General features: G+C 71.9%; 25 protein-coding genes. 10 read left to right on the top strand and 15 right to left on the bottom strand.

Annotated elements, in window-relative coordinates; translation table 11 throughout:
• Window positions 1-316: 316 nt before the first annotated feature.
• From LZG04_RS29430 to LZG04_RS29415, 4 genes are all read left to right on the top strand, one after another.
• Window positions 317-1,738 (top strand): glycoside hydrolase family 6 protein, encoded by a 1,422-nt coding sequence (locus LZG04_RS29430; protein WP_233822903.1) that lies wholly within the window; start codon window positions 317-319, stop codon window positions 1,736-1,738.
• An 84-nt stretch (window positions 1,739-1,822) separates the two neighbouring features.
• Window positions 1,823-2,092 (top strand): hypothetical protein, encoded by a 270-nt coding sequence (locus LZG04_RS29425; protein ID WP_233822901.1) that lies wholly within the window; start codon window positions 1,823-1,825, stop codon window positions 2,090-2,092.
• Between the two features lie 11 nt (window positions 2,093-2,103).
• Entirely contained in the window at window positions 2,104-2,484 is a 381-nt protein-coding gene (locus LZG04_RS29420; RefSeq protein ID WP_233822900.1) for a YchJ family protein, read from the top strand.
• Window positions 2,485-2,517: 33 nt separating this feature from the next.
• The gene (locus tag LZG04_RS29415; RefSeq protein ID WP_233822898.1) at window positions 2,518-3,762 is read left to right on the top strand and encodes a PIN-like domain-containing protein; all 1,245 of its coding nucleotides are present in this window, start codon (window positions 2,518-2,520) and stop codon (window positions 3,760-3,762) included.
• Here the strand turns inward: LZG04_RS29415 and LZG04_RS29410 are convergent.
• Genes LZG04_RS29410 through LZG04_RS29385 form a run of 6 tightly spaced genes read right to left on the bottom strand, consistent with a single transcriptional unit; the run spans window position 3,759 to window position 9,903 of the window.
• Window positions 3,759-4,853 carry an MCE family protein gene (locus LZG04_RS29410; protein ID WP_233822896.1) on the bottom strand — a complete coding sequence of 365 codons (1,095 nt, stop codon included), beginning with the start codon at window positions 4,851-4,853 and terminating at the stop codon, window positions 3,759-3,761. The two genes, LZG04_RS29415 and LZG04_RS29410, sit on opposite strands and share 4 nt — an antisense overlap.
• Window positions 4,853-5,818 (bottom strand): MCE family protein, encoded by a 966-nt coding sequence (locus tag LZG04_RS29405; RefSeq protein ID WP_374202912.1) that lies wholly within the window; start codon window positions 5,816-5,818, stop codon window positions 4,853-4,855. Before LZG04_RS29405 ends, LZG04_RS29410 begins: the two co-directional genes overlap by 1 nt.
• Window positions 5,815-6,822, bottom strand: coding sequence for an MCE family protein (locus LZG04_RS29400; protein ID WP_233822893.1), 1,008 nt, complete (start codon window positions 6,820-6,822; stop codon window positions 5,815-5,817). The genes LZG04_RS29405 and LZG04_RS29400 overlap by 4 nt, the downstream gene beginning before the upstream one ends.
• The gene (locus LZG04_RS29395; RefSeq protein WP_233822891.1) at window positions 6,822-7,802 is read right to left on the bottom strand and encodes an MCE family protein; all 981 of its coding nucleotides are present in this window, start codon (window positions 7,800-7,802) and stop codon (window positions 6,822-6,824) included. The genes LZG04_RS29400 and LZG04_RS29395 overlap by 1 nt, the downstream gene beginning before the upstream one ends.
• Entirely contained in the window at window positions 7,799-8,815 is a 1,017-nt protein-coding gene (locus LZG04_RS29390; RefSeq protein ID WP_233822889.1) for an MCE family protein, read from the bottom strand. The genes LZG04_RS29395 and LZG04_RS29390 overlap by 4 nt, the downstream gene beginning before the upstream one ends.
• Window positions 8,812-9,903 (bottom strand): MCE family protein, encoded by a 1,092-nt coding sequence (locus LZG04_RS29385; protein ID WP_233822887.1) that lies wholly within the window; start codon window positions 9,901-9,903, stop codon window positions 8,812-8,814. Before LZG04_RS29385 ends, LZG04_RS29390 begins: the two co-directional genes overlap by 4 nt.
• Window positions 9,904-10,491: 588 nt before the next feature.
• Between LZG04_RS29385 and LZG04_RS29380 the strand changes: the two genes are divergently transcribed.
• Window positions 10,492-11,787 (top strand): helix-turn-helix domain-containing protein, encoded by a 1,296-nt coding sequence (locus LZG04_RS29380; RefSeq protein ID WP_233822885.1) that lies wholly within the window; start codon window positions 10,492-10,494, stop codon window positions 11,785-11,787.
• Here LZG04_RS29380 and LZG04_RS29375 read toward each other — a convergent pair.
• Window positions 11,756-12,382 (bottom strand): hypothetical protein, encoded by a 627-nt coding sequence (locus tag LZG04_RS29375; protein WP_233822883.1) that lies wholly within the window; start codon window positions 12,380-12,382, stop codon window positions 11,756-11,758. The two genes, LZG04_RS29380 and LZG04_RS29375, sit on opposite strands and share 32 nt — an antisense overlap.
• 243 nt (window positions 12,383-12,625) lie before the next feature.
• Here LZG04_RS29375 and LZG04_RS29370 point away from each other — a divergent pair, with 243 nt between their 5' ends.
• Entirely contained in the window at window positions 12,626-13,237 is a 612-nt protein-coding gene (locus tag LZG04_RS29370; RefSeq protein ID WP_233822882.1) for a DUF6801 domain-containing protein, read from the top strand.
• Between the two features lie 92 nt (window positions 13,238-13,329).
• On the top strand, window positions 13,330-14,472 hold the full coding sequence (locus tag LZG04_RS29365; RefSeq protein WP_233822880.1) for a DUF6801 domain-containing protein: 1,143 nt from the start codon (window positions 13,330-13,332) through the stop codon (window positions 14,470-14,472).
• Between the two features lie 73 nt (window positions 14,473-14,545).
• Here the strand turns inward: LZG04_RS29365 and LZG04_RS29360 are convergent, their stop codons facing one another.
• Complete coding sequence (locus LZG04_RS29360) at window positions 14,546-15,259, bottom strand: hypothetical protein (protein WP_233822878.1); 714 nt, start codon at window positions 15,257-15,259, stop codon at window positions 14,546-14,548.
• A 136-nt stretch (window positions 15,260-15,395) separates the two neighbouring features.
• Window positions 15,396-16,124, bottom strand: coding sequence for a GAF and ANTAR domain-containing protein (locus tag LZG04_RS29355; RefSeq protein ID WP_308199386.1), 729 nt, complete (start codon window positions 16,122-16,124; stop codon window positions 15,396-15,398).
• 55 nt (window positions 16,125-16,179) lie between these two features.
• Here LZG04_RS29355 and LZG04_RS29350 point away from each other — a divergent pair, with 55 nt between their 5' ends.
• The 3 genes from LZG04_RS29350 to LZG04_RS29340 are packed head-to-tail and all read left to right on the top strand — an operon-like array spanning window position 16,180 to window position 19,103.
• Entirely contained in the window at window positions 16,180-16,866 is a 687-nt protein-coding gene (locus LZG04_RS29350; RefSeq protein WP_233822874.1) for a response regulator transcription factor, read from the top strand.
• On the top strand, window positions 16,867-18,222 hold the full coding sequence (locus tag LZG04_RS29345) for a HAMP domain-containing sensor histidine kinase (RefSeq protein WP_233822872.1): 1,356 nt from the start codon (window positions 16,867-16,869) through the stop codon (window positions 18,220-18,222). It abuts the gene before it with no gap.
• Window positions 18,219-19,103: a TAXI family TRAP transporter solute-binding subunit gene (locus LZG04_RS29340; RefSeq protein WP_233822870.1), complete on the top strand. Its 885-nt coding sequence runs from the start codon at window positions 18,219-18,221 to the stop codon at window positions 19,101-19,103. Before LZG04_RS29345 ends, LZG04_RS29340 begins: the two co-directional genes overlap by 4 nt.
• A 191-nt stretch (window positions 19,104-19,294) precedes the next feature.
• On the opposite strand, the gene LZG04_RS29335 is transcribed toward LZG04_RS29340, so the two are convergent.
• The 6 genes from LZG04_RS29335 to LZG04_RS29310 all read right to left on the bottom strand — a co-directional run bounded on the left by LZG04_RS29335 (window position 19,295) and on the right by LZG04_RS29310 (window position 24,260).
• Window positions 19,295-19,876: a DUF5655 domain-containing protein gene (locus LZG04_RS29335; protein WP_233822868.1), complete on the bottom strand. Its 582-nt coding sequence runs from the start codon at window positions 19,874-19,876 to the stop codon at window positions 19,295-19,297.
• A gap of 9 nt (window positions 19,877-19,885) precedes the next feature.
• On the bottom strand, window positions 19,886-20,851 hold the full coding sequence (locus tag LZG04_RS29330; protein ID WP_233822866.1) for a VWA domain-containing protein: 966 nt from the start codon (window positions 20,849-20,851) through the stop codon (window positions 19,886-19,888).
• Window positions 20,851-21,732: a DUF58 domain-containing protein gene (locus LZG04_RS29325; RefSeq protein WP_233823025.1), complete on the bottom strand. Its 882-nt coding sequence runs from the start codon at window positions 21,730-21,732 to the stop codon at window positions 20,851-20,853. The genes LZG04_RS29330 and LZG04_RS29325 overlap by 1 nt, the downstream gene beginning before the upstream one ends.
• Window positions 21,733-21,794: 62 nt before the next feature.
• Window positions 21,795-22,826, bottom strand: coding sequence for a MoxR family ATPase (locus tag LZG04_RS29320; RefSeq protein WP_233822864.1), 1,032 nt, complete (start codon window positions 22,824-22,826; stop codon window positions 21,795-21,797).
• 134 nt (window positions 22,827-22,960) lie between these two features.
• Complete coding sequence (locus tag LZG04_RS29315) at window positions 22,961-23,494, bottom strand: molybdenum cofactor guanylyltransferase (RefSeq protein WP_233822862.1); 534 nt, start codon at window positions 23,492-23,494, stop codon at window positions 22,961-22,963.
• Window positions 23,495-23,510: 16 nt separating this feature from the next.
• Window positions 23,511-24,260: an MHYT domain-containing protein gene (locus LZG04_RS29310; protein WP_233822860.1), complete on the bottom strand. Its 750-nt coding sequence runs from the start codon at window positions 24,258-24,260 to the stop codon at window positions 23,511-23,513.
• Window positions 24,261-24,371 lie beyond the last annotated feature (111 nt).

The following is a 24,371-nucleotide window of genomic DNA, read 5'->3' as shown; positions in this document are numbered from 1 at the left end:
CCGCACGGCGTAATTCGACAACTTTTTCGACATCAACTTCGAGCGCGCCGTGACGCGGATCTCACTCACCCGATCGGGCCAGTGCCGGGTCAAAAAGATGACTGACGGTGGCAAACACCCTGTTCATCGGCAGGCGACGGGTGTCAGGTGCGGTTCGTCCGGCGTTTTCTTCACGGACCGTATAAAGCGGTGCGGGTCACCGGCCGATCACGGCCTCTTTTCTTCACCGTTTCCCAGTGGCTACAGTCCTGCCACCTGGGAGCGCTCCCAGGTGGAGCCAGCCCCCGTTCAGCACCGACGCTGCGAGGACCTTCCGATGCGAGCACACAACACCCGCGACACCGGCCACGACGTCCCGCGTCCCCGGCACCGGGCCAGGCTGGCCACGGCCGGCGCGCTGTCCAGCGCGTTGGTGGCCAGTGCGGTGGCCCTGGTCCTCGGCGGCGGCGCCACGACCGCGCAGGCGGCCGACTCGGCGTTCTACGTCGACCCGAACACCTCGGCCGCGAGGTGGGTGGCCGCCAACCCCGGCGACTCGCGGGCGGCGGTGATCCGCGATCGGATCGTCTCGGTGCCGCAGGCTCGGTGGTTCACCACCACCAACACCTCGACGGTCCGCTCGGAGATCAACTCCTTCGTCGGCGCGGCGGCGTCGGCCGGGAAGATCCCGATCCTGGTGGTCTACAACATCCCCAACCGCGACTGCGGCGGTGCCAGCGGCGGCGGCGCGCCCTCGCACTCGGCCTACCGGGCCTGGGTGGACGAGGTCGCGGCCGGGCTGGCCGGTCGTCCGGCGACGATCGTGCTGGAACCGGACGTGCTGCCGATCATGAGCAACTGCCAGAGCGCGAGCCAGCAGGAGGAGACCCGGGCGTCGATGGCGTACGCGGGCAAGAAGCTCAAGTCCGGCTCCGCGCAGGCCAAGGTGTACTTCGACATCGGCAACTCCGCGTGGCTGAGCCCGTCGGAGGCGGCCAACCGGCTGCGCGCCGCCGACATCTTCAACAGCGCCGACGGCATCGCGTCGAACGTGTCGAACTACCGCAGCACGCCCGACGAGGTCGCCTACACCAAGAACATCCTCAACGCGCTGGGCGACGGCAGGCTCACCGCCGTGATCGACACCAGCCGCAACGGCAACGGTCCGCTGGGCACGGAGTGGTGCGACCCGGCCGGGCGCGCGATCGGCACGCCCAGCACCACCAACACGGGCGACTCCCGGATCGCCGCGTTCCTGTGGGTCAAGCTGCCGGGCGAGGCCGACGGCTGCATCGCGCAGGCCGGGCAGTTCGTACCGCAGCGCGCGTACGACCTGGCCATCGCGGCCGGACCGACCTCGACCACCACCACTACTACGACGTCGACCACCACTTCCACCACCACTACTACTTCCACGACCACGACCACCACGACCACCTCGTCGCCTCCAGGGGGCTGCCGGGTGACGCACCGCGTGGTGAGCCAGTGGTCGGGCGGTTACACCGGCGAGATCGTCATCGAGAACCGGGGCGCTGCGCTCAACGGCTGGACCCTGACGTTCTCCGCGCCCGGTGTGACCGTTTCCCAGGGCTGGAACGGCACGTGGACCGACAGCGGCGACATCGTCCGCGTCGGTAACGCGGCCTGGAACGGCGGACTCGCGACCGGTGGTACCGCGACCATCGGTTACAACGCGAGCTTCAGCGGCGGTACCCCACCGTTCACTTCTCCCACTCTGAACGGTGTGGCGTGCGGCTGACGCCGTAGTTCCGGCCCCGAAGCGGCCCCCCTCCCCGACTGGCAGTCAACGGGAGGGGGGCCGCTTCCCTTATATCCTGGTTCCGTGACCGAACCGATGACCGCGGCCGTGCGCGAGGCGCTGTCGACCGACCCGTCCGCGCCCGCCGAGGCGTTGGCGGCGCTGGCCGACGACCCGAGCCCGGTGGTCCGCGCGAACCTGCTCGCCAACCCGGCCGTGCCCGCCGAGCTGCGCTACCAGGTGCACGCGTCGCTGTCGGCGCAGGCCGCGGCCGGTGACCGTGAAGCGGAGAACGCGCTGGCGTGGGTGCGCTACGACCGTTCCGGCCGCACCGCCTGCGACCGGCCGGAATGAGCGTCCCCGGGATGGGCGCGAACGGCCGGTGCCCGTGCGGCCGGGGTGAGCCGTACGACGAGTGCTGCGGGCCGTTGCACGAGGGGCGGCGCAAGGCGCCGACCGCCGAGGCGCTCATGCGCTCCCGGTACAGCGCGTTCGCGGTGGGCGACGAGGACTACCTGCTGGCCACCTGGCACCCCAGCACCCGCCCGACCTCGCTGGACCTCGACCCGGACCAGCGCTGGACCCACCTGGAAGTCCTCGCGCACACCGGCGGCACCCCGTTCCAGACGACGGGCACGGTCGAGTTCCGCGCGCACTTCCGCTGGCGGGGTGAGCGTGACGTGCTGCACGAGAACAGCCGCTTCGTGCGCGAGGACGGCGTCTGGTTCTACGTCTCCCCCGCCTGAAACGCGGGCCGTCCGCCCGACGATCTACCCGACATGGTCGAGCACGCAGACGGCGACTTGGGGATCTACGACGCCTTCCCCGGTTACCGGCGTCCCTCCGAGGAGGAGCTGGCGGACGCGCTCCGGTCCGCGTTGGTCGTGGTGGACGCCAACGTGCTGCTCAACCTCTACCGGTACAACGAGTCGACGCGGGACGACCTGCTCGGCCTGCTGCGCCGGGTGGGCGAGCGGCTGTGGGTGCCGCACCAGGTCATGCGGGAGTTCTGGCGCAACCGGCTGACGGTCCTGGCCGGGCGTGCGGCGGCGACCGACCAGGTGCTCGCCGCGCTGGCCAAGCAGCAGCGGGCCGCCGACGACGCGCTGCACCAGTGGGCGAAGACCACGGCCGTGCCCGACGAGGTCCGCGACGACCTCGTGCGCAGGGTCGCCGCGCTGCACCGCGACCTGGTGCACGCCATCGGGTCGCACACCCCGCCGTCACCCGACTCGCCGGGTGCGCCGGGCCGTGAGCCGGTGCTCGACCAGCTCGAAGCGCTCCTGCGCGGCAAGGTGGGCGCGAGGCCCGCCCCGGACCGGTGGAACGCGCTGGTCAAGGAGGGCAAGCGGCGTGCCGCGGCCAAGGAGCCGCCCGGCTACCTGGACGCGGGCAAGGACGACTCGGCGCTGCCCGAGGGCGCGGCGGGCGACTACCTGGTCTGGGCCCAGGCGGTCGGCGAGGCGGCGCGGCGCGAGACCGACCTGCTCTTCGTGACCGGCGATGAGAAGGAGGACTGGTGGTGGCGCTACCGGTCGGACTTCCTCGGCCCGCGGGTCGAGCTGGTGGAGGAGTTCGCCACCACGGCCGGCAAGCAGCTCTACATGATGCGGCCCGTCGACGTGCTCCGGCGCGCGTCCGCCCTGGAAGTCGAGGTGCGCACCGAATCGGTGGACGACGTGGCCCGGGTGAGCGAGAGCCAGGAGACCCCGACCTGGTCGACCGAGGGTGTGGCGGAGCTGCTCCGGCACCTCGACTTCGAGGAGCGGCCGCACGCGGAGGTCATCCGTGAGGCGGCCCGACGGGGCGGGTTCATCGACAACGAGGCGGCCTACCGGATCGGCGGGCTCGACGACCGCACTCCGCCGGGCGGGTTCCTGAACCCGATCGTGCGCATCACCCGCATGTTGCAGGCCCGCGGTGTCGTCGCGCGGGGTGTCGAACAGGCGCTGACACCTGTTCCCGGCGAGGGGTTCACGATCCCGGACGAAGTGGTCCTCATCCTGGACGACGTTCCCGACTAGCGCGGGACGTTCTGGGAGCCCCGGACGCCGGTGGCGGAGCCGCGTGGGAGGGTGCAGCCGGCGGCGGTGTTGAACGGGCCGTCGGTGGGGTCGAGGCCGCTCTTGCGCGGTGTGCCCTCGTAGCCCGCGGTGCACGGCGGCGGTTCGAAGAACGTCAGGGCCAGGCCGAACCGCGCCTGCCCGGACCCGATGGTCGAGGCGGCCACCGACACCGCGTCCGGGGCCGTCACGAGCACTTCCTCCAGCGCGCCCTGCCGGGTGACCAGCACGTCCGCCGTCGTCAGCAGGTTGGCCAGGACGATGCCGAGGTTGGGCCCGGACTCCCGCAGCAGGGCGCTGACCTCCGCCGACGCGCCCGGCGCGGCCCCGATCAGCCGCCGCAGGTCGCCGTCGGACTCGCGCAGCCGCGACGCCACCAGCACGGCGCTGTCGGCGAACGAGTTGATCGCCGCCGAGTGGTCCAGCTGCGTCCGCAGCACGGTCACGGACTCGTTCAGCAGCCGCGTGGTCTGCGGCAGGTGCGCGCCGGCCGTCCCGATGAACTGCGCCGTGGCGTCCAGCAGCACCTGCAGGTCGGGCCCGGTGCCCCGCAACGCCTGGTCCAGCTCGTCCACCACGATCCGCAGCGACTCCACCGGCACCGAGCGCGCCAGGTCGTCCAGGCTGGTCAGCACCTTCTCCACCGGCAACGGCAGCGTCGTCCGCGCCCGCGGGATCACCGAGCCGTCACCGAGGTACGGCCCGCTGCCGCCGCGCGGCCGCAGGTCGACGTACTGCTCACCGACCGCCGAGCGGTTGGCCACCACCGCCTCCAGGTCCGCCGGGATCGGCGGCGCGCCCGCCGCGATGCGCAGCTCGACCTCGACCTGGCCGTCACCCAGCCGGATCGGCCCGACCCGCCCCACCGGCACGCCCCGGTAGGTCACCTCACCGCCGGTGAACAGCCCGCCCGTGCGGGCCAGCTCCAGCCGGACCGCGTACCCGTCGTCCACCACGACGAGCCCCGCGTACTTCGCGCTGACGTAGGTGACGCCGAGCAGCGCGACGACCGCGAACAGCGCGATCTGCGCCTTGATCCGCCGAGTGATCATCACCGCGCTCCGGGCTTCAGGGTCAGGTACGTGTTGAGGTAGTCGCCCTTGATGCCGTCCAGGACGGCGTCGGTGAACGGGAAGGTCAGCAGCATCTCCAACGACTGCGGCAGGTTCTGCCCGGACTCCGCGAGCCGCCGCAACGTCGGCTCCAACGCCCGCAGGTCGGCCACCAGGTCGTCCCGGCCGCGGTCCACCGTGCTCACCGCGACGTCGGACAGCGCGCGCAGCCCGTCGAGCAGCCCGACCAGTTGCCCGCGCTGCTCGTGCAGCACCCGCAGCCCCGGTTCCAGCCCGTCCAGCACCTCGCCGATGTCGCCCCTGCGGGCCTCCAACGACGACGCGAGCTTGTCCAGCCCGTCCAGAGCACGCGTGATCTCACCCTTGTGGGAGTCCAGCGCGCCCACGAACGAGTCCACAGTGGACAGCAGGGACTTCACCGCGGCCTCGTTGCCGGACAGCGCCGCGCTCAGCTCCCGCGAGATGTCCTGGATCTGCGCGATGCCGCCGCCGTTGAGCAGCATCGACATCGCGCCGAACACCTCCTCCACCTCGGGGTTGCGGTTGGTCCGCGTCACGGGGATCACCGCGCCGTCCGCCAACGGCGACGCCGACCGCTCCTCGGGCACGGCCAGCTCCACGTACTTCTCCCCCAGCAGGCTCGACTGCCGCAGCCGGGCCAGGGCGTTGGACGGCAGCAGCACGTCACCGCGCACCGCGACCCGCACCAACGCCGTCGAGCCGTCCTCGGACAACGCGATGTCCTCGACCTTGCCCACCGCCACGTCGTCCACCTTCACCCCGGCGTGCGGCACGAGGTCGAGCACGTCGTCGAACTCGACGGTCACCCGGTACGGCCGGTCGCCGAGGTCCGCGCCACCGGGCAGCGGCAGGTCGTACGCGCTCGGCATCGCCGAGCACCCGGTCAGCACCAGCACCAGCCCGACCGCCGCCGGCCGCTTCACCGCACACCGCCGGGCACGCTGAGCAGGTCGGTCACGAACTCGTTCAGGTTGGCCCGCGCGGTCAACGTCCCGGTCGCGGGGTCGTAGGCGTCGACCACGTTGTGCAGGGCGACCGGCGCGACCTCCAGCATCTCGGTCAACGAAGCCTGTTGCTGCACCAGAGTTCCCGTCAGCACCGCGAGATCCTCCACACTGGACTTCACCCGGTCCCGGTTGTCGTGCACGAACCCCCGCACCTGTTCCAGCGCGGTGGCCAGCTCGCCCAGCGCCGCGCCGAGGTCGTCGCGCTCGGCGGCGAAGAACCCGGACACGTCGGCCAACTGGTCCGCCAACCGCCCCACCTGCTCGTCGTTCGCGGCGAGCATCGACGTGAACGACTGGAGGTTGTCCACGGTGCCGAACAGGTCGTCGCGCGACCCGGCCAACGTCCTCGCCGCGTCCGCGAGCTGCCGGATCGACTCGCCCAACGCCGTGCCGGACCCGTCGAGGTTCGCCGCGCCGGTGTCCAGCAGGTCCGACAACGCGCCCTCGCGGTTCGCGCCGTTCGGGCCGAGCGCGGTCAGCAGCGAGTCGAGGCTGGCGTACAGCTCGTCCAGCTCGACCGTGCCCGCCGTGCGGGCGCTGGTGATCACCGCGCCGGGCGCGATCCTGTCCCCTCCGGTGTACACGGGCGTGAGCTGCACGTACCGGTCGGCCACGATGTTGGGCGACACGACCACCGCGCGGGCGTCCGCGGGCACGTCCACGCCGTGGTCGAGCTCCAGGTCCACCCGCACCGCACCGCCCTCGGGCAGCACGCCGACCACCCGGCCGACCTTCACCCCGAGCACGCGCACGTCTGAGCCCTCGTACACGCCGACGGCGGCGGTGAAGTAGGCGGCGACCCGCGTCGGCGAGGGCCGCAGGAAGATCCACCACACCGCCGCGGTGGCGACCAAGACCAGCACGAACACCTGGGCGAGCGCCACCACCAGCCGGCGGCGGCCGTGCGTCCGGACGAACATCAGCGGCCTCCCGTCGGGCAGTCGCGCCGCGCGCCGGGGTCGACCACGAGCCCGCACAGGTAGGTGTCCACCCACTGGCCGTTGCCCAGGGCGTTGTTGAGCACCCGGTAGTACGGCCCGGCCAGCGCGAGGCCGCGGTTGAGCGCGTCCTGGTTGGCGCGCAGCACGTCGGTGACGCGTTCGAGCTGTTCCAAGGCGGGCCTCAGCTGCTCGTCGTTGTCCGCGACCAGGCCCGAGAGCTGCCGGGACAGCTCACGCGTGCCGTCGAGCAGCCGGGCGATCGCGTCACGGCGGTGCCCGATCTCCTCCAGCAGCAGGTTGCCGTCGGTGATGAGCGCGGCGAAGTCCTTGTTCCGCTCGGCCAGCGCCCCGCTGACCTGGTTCGCGCCCTTGATCAGCGACGCGAGCTGGTCGTCGCGCGAGGAGATCGTCTTCGACAGCGACGACAGCCCGTCCAACGCCTGCTTCACGTGCTGGGGCGAGTCGCGGAAGGTGTCCGACAGCACCTCGAAGCTGTGCGCCAACTGGTCGGTGTCGATCGCGCCGACCGTGGTCGACAGCCCGTTGAACGCCTCGACCACGTCGTAGGGCGACGTGGTCCGCTCGACCGGGATGGTGTCGGTGAGCGGGTCGCGGCCCTCGTCGTCCAGCGCCAGGTACTTCTGCCCGAGCAGGGTCTTGATCCGGATCTCGGCGCGGGTGCGGTCGCCCAGCTCGACGCCGTCGACCCGGAACGTCACCCGCACCCGGCCCTCGTGCAGCCCGACGTCGGTCACCGCGCCGACCTTCAGGCCCGAGACGCGGACCTCGTCGTCCACGCGCAGGCCGGCGGCCTCGGTGAAGTCGGCGGTGTGCGTGACGCCGCCGCCGAAGAACGGCAGGTCCTCCAGGAAGAAGGTGAGCACGGCGGTGACCGCGATGACCAGGAGGCCGACGGCCCCCAGCAGCACCGGTCCGCGCGGCACCCGTCCGGTCGTCATCGGTGGCACCTCGATTCGGTGACGGGGATGCCGACGGGTGGTCCGCCGGGCGCGGGCGGCGCCTGCGAGGAGGCGAAGCACAGGTAGAAGTTGAGCCAGGAGCCGTAGGACGCGGTGCGGCCGATGGCCTCGAACTTCACCGGCAGGGTGCGGATGAACGGTTCCAGCTCCGGTGCGTTGCCCAGGTTGCCCGCGAGCAACCCGAGCGCGGCGATGTCGTCCTTGAGCGGTTGGCGCCCCTGTTCCAGCAACGACGCCGTGCTGTCGCTCAACGCGGCCAGGCCCGTGATGGCGTTGCCGATCGGCTGCCGGTCGGCGGCGAACCCGGACACCAGCCGACGCATCGAGGTCAGCAGCTCGCCGAACCGGTCGTCGCGCGAGTTCACCGTCTCCAGCACCGCGTTCAGGTTCGTCACGACCTTGCCGATCACGTCGTCCTTGGCGGCCAGCGCCGAGGTGAGCGAGGCGGTGTGCGCGAGCAGGCTCTCCACGGTCCCGCCCTCGCCTTGCAGCACCTGCACGATCTCGTGCGACAGCTTGTTGACGTCCTCCGGGTCCAGCGCCTGGAACAGCGGCTTGAACCCGTTGAACAACGTGGTCAGGTCCAGCGCCGGGGTGGTCCGCTCCACCGGGATGAGCCCGCCGTGCGGCAGCTTCTCGGCCATCCGCCCGGCGGGTTGCTCCAGCGCGAGGTACCGCTGGCCGACCAGGTTGCGGTACTTGATGGTCGCGGTGACGTCGGCCGACAGCGACCGACCGTCGACGAGGGAGAAGCCGACGTCCACCAGCTCGTCGTCCACCAGCTCCAACGACTCGACCTCGCCGACCTTCACCCCGGACATGCGCACGTCGTCGCCCTCGGCCAGCGCCGTGACGTCGGTGAACCGGGCGGTGTAGGCGGCCGTGCCGCCGGCCTGGCCGCCCGCGATGGTCGCGGCGAGGAACCCGGTGGCGGCGACCGTGACGACGACGAACACCAGGAACTTGGTCAACGGCGCGGCGACGTTGTTCATCGGACTCCCATCAGCAGGCCGGCCCAGTCGGGCACCCGGTCGGGCGCGACGGCGTTGGCCGGGGCCGCCGGGCAGTGCGGCCCACCGCCCCGGCGGTGCGCCGGGTCGTCCCGACCGGGCACGTACGCCTGCCCCGGCGGCACGACGGTGACCTCGGCGTGCACGCCCGGCTGGTCGGTGCCCTCGCCCAGCACCCGGTCCATCCGCGGCCGGATCGCGTTGACCGCGCTCAGCACGCACCCGAACTCGGGCGAGTAGGTGGCGAACAGCTCGAACGTCGGCCGCGACCGGTCCGCCAGCGCCACGACCGTCTCGCCGTTGTCCCGGAGGAACCCCGTCAGGTCGGCGGACGCGGTGGTGAGGCTGGAGTACACCGCGTCGAGGTCCGCGCGCTGCTCGGCGATCGTGCGGCTGACCGAGGTGGCGTCCGCCAGCGCCCGCACCAGGTCCGGTCCCGCGTCGGCGTACACGCCGGTGACGTCGGCGAACCTGCTGATGTCCTCCCGGAGCACCGGCAGCTGCGGGTTCAGCTCGCGCAGGTAGGCGTCCAGCTCCACGATGGTCCGCCCCAGGGTCGCGCCGCGCCCGTCCAGCGCCCGCGCCACCGACGTGAGCGCGGAGGACAGCTTGTCCGGCCGCACGGCCTGCAACGTGGGCAGCAGGTCGGCGAGCACCCGTTCCAGCTCGACCGCGCCGGACGTGCGGTCCTGCTCGATCACCGCGCCCTCGTCGAGCGCGCCGACCGGGTCGTCGGGCAGTTCGAGGCTGACGAACCGCTCGCCGAACAGCGTCTTGGGCAGCAGCCGGGCCGAGACGTTCGCCGGGATGCGGTCCACCTGGTCCGGGCGCAGTCCCAGCTCCACCTCGGCCCCGTCACCGCGCGACCGGATGGCCCGCACCTCGCCGACCAGCACCCCGAGCAGCTTCACGTCCGACTCGGCCTGGAGCTGGTTGCCGACGTGGTCGGTGCGCAGCAGCACGGTCACGCGGGAGGTGAACACCTTCTGGTACGCCGCGACGGACAAACCGCACAGCGCGACCAGGAGGGCGGCGAACAGCAGCCCCAGCAGGCGACGGCGCAATGCCACGGGTATTCTCCGGAAGGGTGGTGTGAATAAACCGAAATGACGTTACCGACGAGTACGTTACTAACGCGCGGCACACCGCACAAGGCATCCAAAAGGCTTGTCAACCACGTGACAAAACCTGTCCGCGGAACACTCACGCTCCTACAGGAACCCGATCGGAGCCTGGCGCGCCGCACGCGTTGCGGCTACCAATGATTGGCGTTGCCGAGCTTCGGGGGGTGCACGCGTGGCACGTTCGACGCACTGCGTCCGGGCGCTTCTCCGCGCCGGAACGGCCCAAGCACACCGGTCCGATCGGGCGTTGCGCCGGGAAGGCGACCCCGGTGCACTCCCACCGCCGGATTCCCGAACCCGGCGCGGTGGACCGGATGCCCGTCGGCAGCCCGCGGCCCGCCGTCGACGGACGCACCCCGCGCCCCGCGAGGGCCGACTCGCCGCGCGGGCGGCCCCGCCGACACCGTTTTTGTCACCCGGCGCACAACAACACTGGCGACTTTGTCATGCGAGTGCGCGCGGGTTGACAACTTTTCTTGATCAAAAATACAGTGTTCGGAATCACACCCGACCGTTTGGTGGTGGGCGAACAGTATGAACAGAACCGGAGAACTCCGCGCCTCCGAGTTACCGCTCATCGGGAACGCGGACCTGTGGGAGCAACTGCCCGCCGACCTCGCGCCGAAGTTCCGCGCCCGGGCCGGCGACGTCGCCGTGGACATGGTCCGGGAAATCCAGAACCAGATCTCCGAGTATTCGCAGAAGCTGGAGGGGATGTTCGGCCAAGTGGTGGTCGAGGGGGTGGAACAGGCGATCCACCAGTTCATCGACCGGATGGTCGACCCGACCGCGCAGCGCGAGGACCGGGCCAAGCTGTTCCGGCTGCTGGGCAAGCTGGAGGTCAGCGCGGGGCGCAGCCTGGACCTGCTGCAGACCGCCTACCGGATCGGCGCGCGGGTGGCGTGGCGGCGGATCTCCGAGTTCGGGCAGACCGAACGCGTGCCGCTGGCCACCATGTGCCTGATCGCCGAGGCGATCTTCGCCTACATCGACGAGCTGTCGCTGCGGTCCATGGAGGGCTACGCCGAGGCGCAGGCCCGGCACGCGGGCGCGGTGCAGCGGCGGCGCAAGCGGCTGCTGGAGCTGCTGCTGGGCGAGCCGGGCTACCACCCCAACACGCTCGCGGAGCTGGCCGAGGCCGCGCACTGGCCGTTGCCGGAGAAGGTGCTGGTGGTGGCGCTGGAACGGCGCACCGACCAGCACCAGCTACCGATACCGGCCCTGCACGAGGACATCCTGATGGACCTGGAGGGCAGCGAGCCGTGCCTGCTGCTCACCGACCCCGAACGGCAGCTCGTCGCACTGGAGCACAAGCTCGGCGGGTGGCGCGCGGCCGTGGGCCCGGTCGTGCCGCTGGCCTCGGCGCGGCAGTCGCTGCGCTGGGCGCGCCGCACCATCACGCTGATCCAGTCGGGCGTGATCGCGGACCGGCCGATGGTGGACACCACCGAGCACCTGTCGACGTTGCTGCTGCTGGGTGACGAAGACCTGCTGCGCGAGCTGGTGAAGCGGACGCTGGCCCCGTTGGAGGGGCTGACGCCGAAGCAGCAGCAGCGGATGCGGGAGACGATGACGGCGTGGGTGGAGACGCGGGGCAGCGCACCGGAGGTCGCGTCGAGCCTGGCCGTGCACCCGCAGACGGTCCGCTACCGGTTGCGGCAGTTGGAGGAGCTGTTCGGGGCCAAGCTGCACGACCCGGACGCGTTGTTCGACATGGGCATCGCGCTGCGGGCGTTGCGGCTGCTCAACGGTTCGGCCGAGCGGACCGGGCGGCTCGGGCCGGCGAACCCACCGGGGTTCACGGGATCCCCGGGAGCAAGGTCAGCGTGAGGTCGATCGCGTTGCCGGGCCCGGAGATCAGTCCGGTCAGCAGCGGGTCCAACCGTTCCCGGCCCTGGCAGCCGCCGAACGGCGGGATCGGGTAGACGCCCGTCATCCGCATCTTGGCCAGCTCGAACGGCCCTTCGAGGTCGATCGAGGCCGGTTCGACGGTCCGGCACGCCGGGCCGACGTCCAACGGCTGCTCGTTGACCGCGACCTCGCCGAGCCCGATGTCGAGCCGGGCGTTGGTCCGGACCTGGCCGTCCTTGATCGTCCCGGTCACCTTGGCCACCGGGACGAGGTCGGTGCGCGCGGTGGTGGGCATGAAGCCGAACACGATGAAGTAGCCGTGGCTGGGCGGCAGCCACAGGTCGCCCGTGATGGTGCCGCTGACGAGGTCGATCTCGGCTTCGAGCGTGCCCGGACCGATGACGAGGTCGGACTGGAGCTTGTGGATCCGGCTGACCCCGTCGACCTGGTAGTGGACCTTGATACCGGCCGTCCGCACCGGCGCGCGGACCTCGGCGTGGCGCACCACCCACGTCGGCGTCAGCGCCGCGCCCAGCAGCGCGGCGACGGCGGCGAGCACCGCCGCGATCCTCACCGCCCACCTCCGCTCATTCTTCGAAACTACTTTCCCGACCCAAGGCGGACAAGCGCCGGACGGCGATTTGTCATGCGGGTGACAACTCTTTCCGACGCTTTTGTCGCACCTCTGACACAGTCGGGGAAAACGTGAAAGAAATACTTGCCCGGACCGCGCGACAAAGCTACTTTACTGACGAGTAGCCTTCCGCCGCACACCGAACACCCTGCTTTCCGCACTGCTCTCGACGAGGAGACGCACATGCTGAAACTCACTGGTCGCACGGTCATCGGCGCACTCGCGGTCGCGACCGCCGTCGTCGGATCGGTGGCGTTCGCCGGCGCGGGCACCGGCATGGCCGCCACCAAGAGCCTGACCCTGGCGTACAGCTGCCCGTTCCCGTTGATCGGCACGCAGGACATGACGGTCCGCATCACCGTGGCCGACCTGGCCGACTCCGCGGTGGTCGGCCAGCCGGTCCCGCCGACGAGGGTGACCGCCATCGCCACCGTGCCGTCGAGCGCGACCCTCGGGCTCAGGCTGGTCGGCGCGACGACCGTGGAGGGCACCGCCGTCGCGAGCACCGCGGTGGACAACGCGGGCGCGGTGCAGGACGTCGTGGCCAACCTCGTGGTGGCCAAGACGAACATCCCCGCCTCCGGCTCGTTCAACACCATCGCCACGGGCGGCACGGCACCGGTCACCTTCACCAGGGCGGGCACGACCACCGTCCGGGTCGGCGCCTTCAGCACCACGTTGACGCCGCGCCGGGCCGACGGCAGCTTGACCGGCCTCGGCACCTTCACCGCACCCTGCACGCTCAAGCCGAACCAGAACACGCTGCTCCACACCTTCACCGTGTCGGCGGCCTGACCGTCGTCGACGGCACCGGGCAGTGATCCGACCGCGGGCGGGCCGGCGACGTCGCCGGCCCGCCCCGACGTTTCCGCCAGGAGGGATCTGACATGAGACTGCGGCACCGGGTGGCCGCGCTGGGTGTCACCGCGGTGGTGGTCGGCGCATCGGCCCTGTGGGGCGCGGGCGTCGGCATCGCGGCGACGGCGAGGCTGACCCTGGTCTACAACTGCCCGTTCCCGTTGATCGGCGCGCAGGACATGAGCGTCGAGATCGTGGTCGAGGACCTCCCGGACACCGCGGTGGTCGGCGAACCCGTCCCCGAGGCGCGCGTGACGGCGACCGCCACCGTGCCGGAACTGGCGACGCAGGGCCTGCGACTCGTCGGCGCGGAGACCGTGGAAGGCACCGCGACGGCGCAGACCGTGATCGACAACGCGGGGTTGGTGCTCGACATCGTGCCCGACCTGACCGTGGCCAAGACCGCGGTCCCGGAGTCGGGCGCGTTCGACACGGTGGCCACGGGCACCACGCCGTCGTTGAGCTTCCCCTTCGCGGGCACCACGACCATCGACGTCGGCGATTTCGTGACCACCCTGACCCCGCGCACCGCCGACGGTTCGGAGACGGGGCTGGGCACGTTCACCTCACCGTGCACGCTCAAGCCGGGCCAGTCGACCCGCCTGTACGAGTTCACGGTGCAGCCTGAGGGCACCACCACGACCACGACGACCACCACAACGACCGAGCCCACGACAACGACCACCACCACGGAGCCGACCACCACCACCGACTCCACAACCACAACCACGGAGCCGACCACCACTACGACGTCGCCGACCACCACCACCACCGATCCCACCACGACGACCACGACAAGTCCTACGGCAACCACCACCACAACCACCACCACAACCACCACGACGACCACTCGGCCGACCACCACGACAACCACCACAACCACCACCCAGCCGACCACCACGACAACCACCACAACGAGGTCGACCACAACGGTTCCGACGTCCACCACCACGAGCGCCGCCACCAGCACCACGACGTCGCCCACCACGAGCAGCAGCACCACAACGACGACGACACCGGCCGTCGTCCCGGTCGTGAACCACCCGGACGGCAACGGCAAACTGGCCTACACCGGCTCCTCCGTCAAGGGACCGCTCGTCCTGGGCGGCGCGCTCCTCGCCGTGGGCGCGGGCGTGCTCCTCGCCCTGCGCCGCACCCGCCGCCGCACCTGACGCATCCCTTGCCCACCAACCAGTTCGGCCCCCTCCGGAGGAGTTCCCGGAGGGGGCCGATCGCGTCACGAGCTCAGCCCGGCAGCGCCGGCAGCTCGCTGAGCTGGTCCGGCGCGGGCGGGGTGATGTCGACCGGCTTGCCCCAGTCGCGGTAGTTCGCGACCACCTGCACCGACTCACCGCCCTCGACCGGCGTGCGCACCTCGGTCTTCACCGGCAGGTCCTGGTCGTCCACCCACAGCTTGAGCACCGACGCCCGCCCGGCCGACGTGACGTTCGCGGTGTAGCGGACGGTCCGCTTACCCGACACCGACTCCTCGGCCTTCTCCACGATCGACGCGCCCTCGGGCAGCGCCTTGCGGATGTCGGCGGTGTCGCGGATGTGCACGGCGACCTCCGCCATGGCCCGCGCCAGCGCGTTGTCCGGGTCGTCGGGGTCGACGCGCAGCCACGGCTTGGCCGGCTCCGGGGCCTGGCCCCGCGGTATCCGCACGAAGATGCCGTCCGGCACCATCACGTACGCGACCTCCTCGGCGTCGGCGATCGAGATCCGGCACGACGCGGCGAAGTCGCCGGTGCGGACCCCGCAGCTGCCCTTGCCGTTCGCGGCGAGGTCGACGTCGACCGTGACCGACCCCTGGCCCTCGGCGGCCACCCGGTTCGCCTCGGCCAGCGCCTGCGGCGTGTCGAACGTCCTCATCGTCGACGACGGGTCGTCGGCGCACGCGGAAAGCGCCACGGCGGCCACGGCGGCGAACCCCGCCGCGGCGACACGGTTGGAACGCATGCTCCTCCTCGGGCCAGAATGGGGAAATGAGCTTTCACCCCGCACTCTAACCGCGGGTCGGAGCACCCGCGACGAACAATTCACGCCTGTTGCGGAAACCAAAATCCGAATTCGGGTTTTGTCAGTCGCGTGACAATCACGACCGTCTTCGCACCGACGCGAGCAGGTTGCGGGCGACCTCGCGCAGCTTGGTGTTGCGCTCCTGCGACTCGGTCACCAACCGGCTGAACGCCTCCTCGGCGTCGACGCCGTGCGCGGCCATGAGCACGCCCTTGGCCTGGTCGATCTCGGCCCGCGACTCCAACGCGCGGTGCAGGTGCTCGATCAGCCGCCGGGACCGCTCGTAGCGGCGGAACCCGGTGATCGCGGTGGACGCGGCGGTGACGAACAGCCGCAACAACGCCTCGTCGAACGGGTCGAACGCCCGCTCGTGCGAGCTGTACAGGTTCAGCGAGCCGAGCAGCTCGTCCTCGACCACGATCGGCGCGGACAGGTAGGCCACCACGCCCGCGCGCTCGGCGGCGGCCGCGAACTCCGGCCACTTCTCCCGGCCGTCGGTCACGGTGGCCCGCACCGGCCGCTGGGTCGTGGCCGCCTCCAGGCACGGCCCGTCGCCCGCCGCGTACTGGTCGGCGTCGATGGCGAGGACCTTGTCGTCGGTCGCCGCCACCGTGGACGCCCCGTCGGGGTCGACGGCGGTCACGCTGACGTTCTCCGCGTCCGGGATCACCCGGCAGGCGGACTCCGCCAACTGCTGGAGCGCGTCCCGCAGGGTCTGGCCGTCCGCCAGCACGCCCGCGAGCTCTTCCAACGCCTCGCTGGCCTCGTCCAGCATGACCGCGGGCACGTGCTCGTCAATGCTCACAGCCACTGTCTACACCCCGAACGCCATAATCGCCCCAACCAAAGGGGGTGGACGGGTGCGCGTGCTGCTCGTCGAAGACGACGACGGGGTCGCCGACGCCTTGGTCGAGGCGCTGGAGGCCAACGACCACCGGCCGACCCGGGTGGCCCGCGGCGCGGACGCGCTCCTGGTGCACCGCGACCACGACCTGCTGCTCCTCGACCTGGGCCTGCCCGACACCGACGGGTTGGAGGTGCTGCGCAAGATCCGCAAGGTGTCCCCGGTGCCCGTGCTGGTGCTCACCGCCCGCGGCGACGAGCGCTCGATCGTGCGTGGCCTTCGTCTCGGCGCGGACGACTACCTGGTGAAACCTGTCCGCCTCGGTGAGTTGCTGGCCCGGATGGACGCGGTCGCGCGGCGCAGCGCGGCGGCCACCGGGCCGAAGGACCGCACGGTGCGGGTCGGCGACGTGGAGATCGACCTGGAGGGCAGGCGCGTGGTGGTGGGCGACGCGGAGATCGCGTTGACCACCAAGGAGTTCGACGTGCTCGCGGCGCTGGCCAGCCGCGCGGGCACGGCGGTGAGCCGCCAGCAGCTCATGGACGAGGTGTGGGGCGACGCGTACCTGGCCGTGTCGCGGTCGCTGGACGTGCACCTGGCCGGCCTGCGGGCCAAGCTGGGCCGTCCCGGCCTGCTGACCACCATCCGCGGCTTCGGCTACCGGCTCGCCCCCGGCGGGGCCGAAGAGCGGACGGGGAAGTGAATGCGCCGCCGCCTGCTGCTGGTGCTGCTGCTGTTCTCCGGGGCGGCCGTGACGGCGTTCGCCGTGCCGCTGTTGTCCTCCACGGCGGCCGAGCGCACGCAGCGGTTCGTGCTGACCCGCACCGGCGACCTGGACCGGTTCGCCGCGCTCGCCCAGCAGGCGGAGACGACCGGTGACAAGGCCGCCCTGGAGGACGAGGTGGCCGCGTACGTGCAGCTGTACGGCGATCCGGTGGTCGTGGTCGACGCGCGCCGCCAGCCGGTCGCCCAGGCCGGTCTGACCGCGGCCGACCCGGCGTTGGCCGGCGTGCTGGACGCGGCGCTGCGCAACCAGCCCGCGTCGACGGTCCCGACGCTGGCACCGTGGTCGTCGGGGCACGTGGTGTTCGCCCGGCCGGTCGGCACGGGGACGCGGGTGGCCGGTGCGGTGGTGCTGCGGGCGTCGGTGGACCGTGCGGCGGCGGACGTGACGCGGCGGTGGCTGCTGGTCCTCGGTGGCGCGCTGGCGGCGGCCGTCGTCTCGGTGCTGCTGGTGCTGGCCGTCGCGCGGTGGCTGCTCAAGCCGTTGGCGGAGCTCGCGGTCGGCGTGCGCGCGGTGGCGGCGGGCGAGCGGCGGGCGCACGTGCCGGGCAGCAGCGGGCCGCCGGAGGTGCGGGAGCTGTCGGAGTCGTTCAACCGGATGTCCGACGCGGTCACGGAGGCGGCCGACCAGCAACGGCGGCTCATCGCGGACGCCTCGCACCAGCTGCGCAACCCGATGGCGGCGTTGCGGCTGCGGATGGACACGTTGAACGGGCAGGTCAAGCCGGAGGGCGTGCGGGCGTACGCGGCGGGCGTGGCCGAGATCGAACGGCTGGAGTCACTGCTGGACGGGCTGCTGGCGCTCGCGTCGGCGGAGAGCGCGGCCACCGAGGTCGCGGCGGGCGGGCGTGAACCGGAGCTGGCCGACGTCGGCGCGGTCGCGGTGGAGCGGGCCGGGTTCTGGCAGGTGCCGTTGCCGGAGACCCCCGCGTTGGCGGTGCTCGTGCGCTGCCCGGAGTCGGACCTGGCGCAGGTGCTGGACGTGCTGCTGGACAACGCGGTCAAGTACGGCGGCGCGGTGCGGGTCTCGCTGGGCGCGGACCGCGCGGCGGGCGTCGGCTGGGTCGAGGTGCACGACGACGGGCCCGGGCTGGGCGAGGAGGAGTTGTCGTTGGCCACGGCGAGGTTCTGGCGGGGGCGGACCGGGCAGCCGGGCACGGGCCTGGGGCTCGCGATCGCCGACCAGTTGGTCCGGGCGCGGCACGGCGTGCTGGAGCTGTCGTCGGTCGACGGGTTCACCGCCCGCGTGACGCTGCCGCTGGAGCCCGCGCTGTGAACCGGCGGGTGTTCCTGCTCGGGTTGCTGGCCGCCGGGTGCGGGACCGGCGCGCCGTCGGGTGAGGTGGTCATCGCGGCGGGTGAGCGCGGCGGCATGTACTTCGACTTCGCGACGCTGCTCGCCGAGCAGCTCGTCGACGTGCGCGGGCGCGTGCTGGAGACCGAGGGGAGCCTGGCGAACCTGGCGCTGCTGGCGTCGGGTGAGGTCCAGGTGGCGCTGACCCTGGCCGACTCGGCCCGCGTCGCCGACCCGGGGCTGGAGCTGCGGGCGTTGGGCCGGGTGTACGAGAACTACCTGCAACTGGTCGTGCGGGTGGACGACCCGGCGCGGGTGCCCGCCGACCTGGCCGGGCGGACCGTCTCGCTGGGCGCGGAGGGCTCGGGCGCGTCGCTGTCTGGTGAGCGGATGCTGGTCGCGCTGGGCCTGCGCGACTCCGTTCGGGTGGAGCACCTGCGGCTCGGTGACGCGGCGGAGGCGTTGGCGCGGCGGCGGATCGACGCGCTGCTGTGGTCGGGTGGCGTGCCGACGCCCGCGTTGGACGAGCTGCCCGGCATCCGGCTGCTGCCGCTGGCCGACCTGGTGCCGCGGCTGCGTGCGGCGCACGGCTCGGTCTACGACCAGGTGCCCGTGCCGGTGGGCGTGTACGGCGCGACCCGCGAGGTCCCCACCATCGGCGTGGCCAACCTCCTGGTCTGCCGGGCGTCGCTGCCGGACGACGTGGCCGCCGCCGTCACCCGCACCCTGATCTCCCGCGCCGCCGCCCTCGTGCCCCGGCAGACCTTGGGCACCCAGTTCCTCGACGTGCGCAGCCTGATCGGCACCGCCGGCCTGCCCCTGCACCCCGGCGCCGCCACCACCTACCGCCACCACCACGGCTGACCCGCGCGTGTCCTACCTCCAGAACGCGTGTGTCCTACGTCCAGAACGCGAGAGTCCTACGTTCGGAACGCGAGAGTCCTACGTTCGCGACCCCCGAATTCAACGCTCAGGACGGCCGGGGCTGTTCTGAGCGTTCAACTCGGGTGTTCCGAACGTAGGACACGCGCGTTCCGAACGTAGGACTCGCGCGGTCAGGAGTTGGCGGTGTAGGCGTGGCGGAGGTTGGTCAGGGTGTCGTCGTCGACGTCGTCGGCACTGCCGATGCCGATCCGCAGGGTGATGGTGTCGTTGCCCAGGCAGCCGGCGGGCTCCAGTCGGCCCGTCGGCGGGTGGCCCGCCAGACGCAGGCCCAGGTCCACCCTGGTCCGGGTGCTGGCCTTCACGATCGCGAACGTCCGGCGCGGCGTCACGAGCGCCACGTAGGTCTTGCGCGCCTGGACGTGCATCGGCCCCAGCAACGCCGCCTCGGCCAGCAGCCGGTCGAGGATCGGCCGCAGCTCGGGCCGGTCGGCGTACTGGGCGTCCACCACCTCGTCCGACGACCCCCGCAGCAGGTCCGGGTACCCGAACCGCTCCATCACCAGCAGCATCTGCGGGTACCCGGTCACGCCCTGCTCGCGCAGCCAAACGCGCAGGTCACGCTCGTTGTCGAGGCCGGACGACAGAACCCGCCGGTTCCACTCCGGCACGCCCTCGCCGGTACCGCGGCGCAGCAGCGCCACGGACCAGTCGACCATCTCCCGCCAGTTCTCCGCCACCACCACGGGCGACATACTGCCGCCTCACGGCAGACGTTGCCCGAAGAGCAGCGCGCCCGCCACGGCGATCATCCCCAGCACGGTGCCCAGCGCCACCCACGGCCGCGACGCGTCGGCCTGCTTCTTCTCGTACCCGATCTGCTCGCCCAGCGTGTCGTACACCCGGCGCAACTCCTCGGCGCTCGCGGCCTTGAAGAACTCGCCGCCGGACAGCTTCGCGATCTCCTTCATCGAGTCGTCGTCCACCGGCACCTCCTGCCGCCGGCCCTCGATCTCGACCACGCCCTCCTCGGTGCCGAACGAGATCGTGGAGATCGGCACGCCCGCCTTCTTCGCGTCCTCGGCCGCGTCGAACGCGTCACGCGTGCCGACGGTCTCCTTGCCGTCGGTCATGAGCACGACCCGCGCGGGCGGCGGACCGTCCGCGCCGCCGACGACCTTGCCGAACGAGTCGATCGCCGCCAGCGCGGCCACGATCGCGTCACCGGTCGCGGTGGACTGGGCGAGCTTGAGCCCGTCGATGCTCTGCGTGACCGCGGCACGGTCGGTGGTCGGCGCGACCAGCACGGTGGCCGAGCCCGCGAACGAGATCAGCCCCAGGTTGATGCCCGGCGTGAGCCCGTCGGCGAACGACTTGGCCGCCACCTGCGCGGCCTCCAACCGGGACGGCTGCACGTCGGTGGCCTTCATCGACAGCGACGTGTCGATCACCAGCATCACGGTGGCCCGGTTGCGCGGCACCTTCTGCTCGGCGGTCGGCCCGGCCAGCGCCACGGTCAGCGCGATGAACGCGACCATCAGCACCGCCACCGGCACGTGCCGGTACCAGCCCTGCCGCTTGGGCGCGACCTTCTCCAGCATCGGCAGGTTCGCGAACCGCAACGTCCGCTTGCGCAGCACGCGTTGCAGCACCACGTAGAACGCGGCCAGCGCGGCCACGCCCACCAGCAGCAGGAACCACCACGGCGCGGTGAAACCCGACAGGCTCATCAGGCCACCCCTCCCGACCAGCGGCGCTTGCGCGCGACGACGAACCTGACGGTGTCGGCGATCCAATCCGAGTCGGTGCGCAGGACCAGGTGCCCGGCGTTGGCGCGGCGCAGGCCCGCGGCCACCTCGGCGCGGTGCTCGGCCGCCGCGGCGGCGAACTCGCGGCGCAGCAGCGGTGACGCGACGACCTCGCGCTGCCGGCCCGACTCGGGGTCGGCCAGCACGACCGTGCCGACCTCGGGCAGGTCGATGTCACGCGGGTCGACCACCTCGATGGCCACCAGGTCGTGCCGGGCGGACAACGCGCGCAGCGGGCGCTGCCACTCCGTGCCGCCGAGGAAGTCCGAGATCACCACGACCAGGCCACGTCGTCGCGGCGGGCGGCGCAGCTGCTCGACCACGTCGGCCAGCGAGCCGCGGGTGCCCTCGGGGGCGCGCGGCGTCTCGGCGACCTTGCGGATCAGGCCGCGCGAGTGCGCCAGGCCACCTCGTGCGGGCACGCGGACCAGCTCCGCGCCGGTGGACACCAGCGCGCCGATCCGGTTGCCGCCGCCGCGGGTCAGGTGCGCGACCGCGGCCGTCGCGGCGACCACCAGGTCGCGCTTCTCGCAGACCGCCGTGCCGAAGTCGAGGCTGGGCGACAGGTCGATGGCGAGCCACGTCTCCAGCTCGCGGTCGGCGACGGTCTCGCGGATGTGCGGCACGGTGGTGCGTGCGGTGACCGCCCAGTCCATCCGCCGCACGTCGTCGCCGGGCTGGTAGGGCCGCGCCTCGCCGGGTTCGGAGCCCGGTCCCGGCACCAGGCCCAGGTGGTTGCCCTGGAGCAGCCCGTCGAGCCGGCGGCGGACCTCCAGTTCGAGCGTGCGCAGCGCCGCTTCCATCCGGCCGCCGTGCAGCACGGGCGGTGCCCAGCTCGGCCGGTCGTCACCCGGTTTCGGCTCGGTCACGGCCTGCCCGCGGGCTGCGGCGTCTGCGGACGCGCCGAGACCTGGGGCAGCGGCACGGTCTGGAGCACGCGGGTGATGATGTGGTCCAGCGGCACGCCGTCGGCCAGGGCGTCGTAGGACAGCACGAGGCGGTGGCGCAGCACGTCCGGCACCACGTCCACGATGTCCTGCGGCAGCACGTAGTCGCGCCCGCGCACCAGCGCCAGGGCACGGGCGGCGGCGATGATGCCGAGGCTGGCGCGCGGCGAGGCGCCGTAGGCGACCCACCCGGCCACGTCGGTGAGCTGGTGCTCCTTGGGCGCGCGGGTCGCGATGACCAGCCGCACCACGTAGTCGACCAGCGCGTGGTGCACGAAGACCCGGGAGGCGACGCCCTGCAGGCGCACCAGCTCGTCCGGGCCGAGCACCTGGTTGGGCACCGGCGGCTCGACGCCCATCCGGTAGACGATCTCCCGCTCCTCCTCGGCCGTGGGGTACTCGACCTGGATCTTGAACAGGAACCGGTCGCGCTGCGCCTCGGGCAGGGGGTAGACGCCCTCGTTCTCGATCGGGTTCTGGGTGGCCAGGACCAGGAACGGGGTGGGCATCGGGAACGTCTTGCCGCCGATGGACACGTGCCGCTCGGCCATGACCTCCAGCATCGCCGACTGCACCTTGGCGGGCGCGCGGTTGATCTCGTCGGCGAGCACGAAGTTCGCCACCACGGGGCCGAGCTCGACGTCGAAGCTCTCGCTGCCCTGGCGGTAGATGCGGGTGCCGAGGATGTCGGCGGGCACCAGGTCGGGGGTGAACTGCACGCGGGAGAACGAGCCGCCGACGACGGCTGCGAACGTCTCCACGGCCAGCGTCTTCGCCACGCCGGGCACGCCCTCCAGCAGCAGGTGGCCCTTGGCCAGCAGGCCGACGAGCATCCGCTCGACCAGCCGGTCCTGACCGACGATCACCCGCTTGACCTCGAACACGGTGCGTTCGAGCAACTGGGCGTCACGAGCCGGCGTGTTGGGCGCCTCGGCGGCGGGCTCGGACAAAGGTCCTCCTCGACAGGGTTGTACGACTGTGGCCCAGTCTCCCCTGCCGTCGGTATGGCTCTTGTGAAGGGGGTCGGCCCCGGAATCGGGCCGCGACGCAGCTCACGCCCCGCGCACCCGATCTTGGTCGCGCGTCACGGCATCAGGTCGCGCGGGGTGTCGACATCCCGCGCTTCACCCGGTCGGGCGACCACCGACGCGGGGGCGAGAGGCCCGAGGACCGACCTCATCGAGACGTCCCGCGGGTCGGGGGGCAGTGCCCGGCGCAACGCCTCGGTGCGCCACGCGCCGATGAGCCACTGCGAGCGCCCTTCGTCGTCCACGAGGACCGCGCCGGTGTCGCCGACGGCGGCGAGCAGGCGGTCCACCGTGGACCGGGTGACGCCCGGCTGGTCCACCGCGAGCACCACGACCAGGTCGGTTCCCACGTGCGCGAGACCGGCCGCCACCCCCGCGACGGGTCCGCCGCCGGGCGGGTCCTCCCGCGTCCACGTCACGCCGGGCACGTCGTCCTTGCGCGGGCCGACGACCACGGTCCGCCGGGCGTGCGAGACCGCGTCCAGCACGTGGTCGAGCAGCGTGCGGCCGCCGACCACGACCGACGCCTTGTCGACGCCGCCCAGCCTGCTGCCCCGACCACCCGCGAGGACCACCGCCGTCCAGGACACGCGCCCACGGTAGCGGCTAGACGGGCTCGCCCAGCGCGTCGTCGTCCGCGGTGAAGAGCAGCCACAGCAGCCCCGCCACCACCAACGCGCTCAGCACGAACACCGGGAACACCAGGTCGAACACGGCGGCGCCCTGCGGCGCGGCGATCGTCGGGTCGGTGGTGACCCGCACCGCGGCCATGCCGGTGTAGTGCATGCCGGTGACCGCCACACCCATGATCAACCCGGCCGCGGTGCGGGCCAACGCCGTCTTGACGACGAGCGTGAACCAGAACGCCGCGGTCGCCGCCACCACCGCGATCACGCACGACAGCGCGACGAGCGCGCTGTCGTAGGAGATCTCGCCGCGGAACCGGATCGCGGACATGCCGAGGTAGTGCATGCCCGCCACGCCGAGCCCGGCCAGCAGGCCCGCGAGCAGCAGCCGCATCTTGGTGAACCGGATGAGCGTGACCAGCGACAGCCCGATCCCGACCACACCGATCGCCGCCACGGCGGACAACGCGGTCAGCGGCACGGAGTACTTGATCGTGGTGCCGGGGATGTCGAAGCCGAGCATGGCGATGAAGTGCATGAGCCAGATGGCGACGCCGCCGATGGCGAACGCGCCGAGCACGGTCCAGCGCGCCTTGACGGCGCGGTCGGGCTCGGCTTGGGCGCGGGCCATGCAGGCGAGGCCGATCAGCGAGCCGATGACGGAGACGACGTAGGCGAGCACGAGGGTGGAGAGGCCGTCGGAGAAGTGCTGCATCGAGTCGTGGGGCACGCCCATTACTAACTGGCCGTGACCGCCTTCACCAGAACAGCCCAGGTGAATTCATTGATTCGCAATGCATCTTGCCCATATTTCTACCGTGAGTAGTCATTAGCTAGGCTA

This window comes from Saccharothrix sp. S26, from assembly GCF_021390395.1.
Taxonomy (GTDB): Bacteria; Actinomycetota; Actinomycetes; order Mycobacteriales; family Pseudonocardiaceae; genus Actinosynnema.
The sequence above is the reverse complement of the archived record's forward strand: the minus strand, read 5'-3'. Positions and strand labels throughout refer to the sequence as shown.

What these genes read in the sequence shown, in the direction of transcription:
- LZG04_RS29430 (WP_233822903.1), top strand. Translation starts at nt 317, where the DNA reads ATGCGAGCACACAACACCCGCGACACCGGCCACGACGTCCCGCGTCCC.
- LZG04_RS29420 (WP_233822900.1), top strand. Translation starts at nt 2,104, where the DNA reads ATGGGCGCGAACGGCCGGTGCCCGTGCGGCCGGGGTGAGCCGTACGAC.
- LZG04_RS29415 (WP_233822898.1), top strand. Translation starts at nt 2,518, where the DNA reads ATGGTCGAGCACGCAGACGGCGACTTGGGGATCTACGACGCCTTCCCC.
- LZG04_RS29410 (WP_233822896.1), bottom strand. Translation starts at nt 4,853, where the DNA reads ATGATCACTCGGCGGATCAAGGCGCAGATCGCGCTGTTCGCGGTCGTC.
- LZG04_RS29400 (WP_233822893.1), bottom strand. Translation starts at nt 6,822, where the DNA reads ATGTTCGTCCGGACGCACGGCCGCCGCCGGCTGGTGGTGGCGCTCGCC.
- LZG04_RS29395 (WP_233822891.1), bottom strand. Translation starts at nt 7,802, where the DNA reads ATGACGACCGGACGGGTGCCGCGCGGACCGGTGCTGCTGGGGGCCGTC.
- LZG04_RS29390 (WP_233822889.1), bottom strand. Translation starts at nt 8,815, where the DNA reads ATGAACAACGTCGCCGCGCCGTTGACCAAGTTCCTGGTGTTCGTCGTC.
- LZG04_RS29380 (WP_233822885.1), top strand. Translation starts at nt 10,492, where the DNA reads ATGAACAGAACCGGAGAACTCCGCGCCTCCGAGTTACCGCTCATCGGG.
- LZG04_RS29370 (WP_233822882.1), top strand. Translation starts at nt 12,626, where the DNA reads ATGCTGAAACTCACTGGTCGCACGGTCATCGGCGCACTCGCGGTCGCG.
- LZG04_RS29365 (WP_233822880.1), top strand. Translation starts at nt 13,330, where the DNA reads ATGAGACTGCGGCACCGGGTGGCCGCGCTGGGTGTCACCGCGGTGGTG.
- LZG04_RS29360 (WP_233822878.1), bottom strand. Translation starts at nt 15,259, where the DNA reads ATGCGTTCCAACCGTGTCGCCGCGGCGGGGTTCGCCGCCGTGGCCGCC.
- LZG04_RS29345 (WP_233822872.1), top strand. Translation starts at nt 16,867, where the DNA reads ATGCGCCGCCGCCTGCTGCTGGTGCTGCTGCTGTTCTCCGGGGCGGCC.
- LZG04_RS29335 (WP_233822868.1), bottom strand. Translation starts at nt 19,876, where the DNA reads ATGTCGCCCGTGGTGGTGGCGGAGAACTGGCGGGAGATGGTCGACTGG.
- LZG04_RS29330 (WP_233822866.1), bottom strand. Translation starts at nt 20,851, where the DNA reads ATGAGCCTGTCGGGTTTCACCGCGCCGTGGTGGTTCCTGCTGCTGGTG.
- LZG04_RS29325 (WP_233823025.1), bottom strand. Translation starts at nt 21,732, where the DNA reads ATGGAAGCGGCGCTGCGCACGCTCGAACTGGAGGTCCGCCGCCGGCTC.